The sequence below is a fragment of the Gluconobacter sp. GP1 genome, assembly GCF_032913585.1.
In the GTDB taxonomy this organism is placed as follows: domain Bacteria; phylum Pseudomonadota; class Alphaproteobacteria; order Acetobacterales; family Acetobacteraceae; genus Gluconobacter; species Gluconobacter cerinus.
The window spans coordinates 1-1305 of record NZ_JASGXC010000039.1 but is presented as its reverse complement, the minus strand read 5'-3'; the positions used below and the strand labels follow the sequence as shown (position 1 = coordinate 1305).

2 protein-coding genes and 1 pseudogene are annotated in these 1305 nt (G+C 57.7%); all 3 read left to right on the top strand.

Translation table 11 applies throughout. The features are described from left to right. Window positions 1-249 (top strand): annotated as a pseudogene (locus tag R5H23_RS16790) (hypothetical protein); the annotation flags it as partial. Window positions 250-255: 6 nt separating this feature from the next. Beyond that, a complete protein-coding gene (pilM, locus tag R5H23_RS16785) occupies window positions 256-729 on the top strand; it encodes a type IV pilus biogenesis protein PilM (protein ID WP_010504806.1) in 474 nt (157 codons plus the stop codon). 1 nt (window position 730) lies between these two features. Continuing rightward, on the top strand, window positions 731-1305 hold a 575-nt coding region (gene pilV / locus R5H23_RS16780), incomplete at its 3' end, for a shufflon system plasmid conjugative transfer pilus tip adhesin PilV (protein WP_317216123.1).

Here is a 1305-nt window from a genome sequence, read left to right as displayed (position 1 = left end):
TGGAACGGCTCTTACGTCACGCTGTCGGGTTCATCCACCACGTTCTATGAGGACTGGAATAATATTCCTTCGAGTGCATGCGCACAGTTCGCCCTGTCTCAGCCCGTGAATTTTCTGATGGTGAATGGCACGGGCGTTTGGGTCAACACCGGGAGCGATGTGGTCACGCAGGTGACGGCAGCCTGCAACCAGGGTAGCTCAAGCCTCAGTGAGGTGAAGTTCAGCTACGTAGACACCGCAGGCCAGTAAGTCGTCGTGGGCGCTTTCTTTCTCATTGGCCTCCTTTTCGTCAGTATTCTGACTGGGCTCATTATGGAGCAGGGCGCCCTTAACACGCAGCAGAGGAGCGCGGTGACAGCCGGAGCGTCCGACCTGACGGCCTTCCTGTCATTCAAGAGGGCTGTCCAGGGTTATGTCACTGCGAACCCGTCTGTCTCCGGCTCCATCCCTCTCTCGTCTCTTCCTTCAAGCGAGACCGAAGGTGCGACAAGCGCGATGAAGGATATGGTCATTCGTACCGGGTCCGGAACTGAAATCGTGACGTGGTGGGAAACGAGCGGAGCTCGCCTTGATGACCTTCTTGCAGCGGCTGAAGGAGATCGGGCGATTGGAATTTCAACAGGACAGAACTGGCAAACTCCATATGGCGGCGACATGGGTCCACTCCCCGTGACGGTCCCTGCCGGAGACATTGTCTCTTTTGTCATTTTCACAGGATCAGGATTCTAAGATGAACCTTCTGATCGCCTTGCTTGCCGGAACCGCTATTGCGGCTCTCATGATTCCACGCTTTGGTCTCATGATACAGCGTGGACAGGACCGCTCGGTTCAAGCGGTCACGGCGGGAGAATTTCAGGATCTCCTTTCAGCCGCACGGACCTATATCGAAGCTCACTACACTGAGCTCGCCTCTCAGGTCGCGGTAGGGAGCACGTCCGAGCTCCCATTAGGACAACTCCCCCTCCTTCCAAATTTCGGCCAGCAAAACCCATATGGACAGACCTGGCATGTCTATGTGCAGCAACCTGCCAGCGGCCAGATCTCCGCGCTCGTCGTTTCCCGGGACGGGCAACAGCTGGACCTCTCCGCGTTGACGCGCATTGCTGCGCTTGGCGGAAGTCACGCAGGTTATGTCGGCGCAGACAACATTCTTCCAACCGTCAACAGTCAAACAGCCATCGGAGCAAATGGCGGCTGGAGGCTCTCGCTCGCTGGCTCGCCCGTCAACCCAGGCGCAGGCCACTTCGTCGGTCTGGCAAGTGGGACTGCAGGAGCCCAGTACAACAGCGACGCGCTCTACCGCGA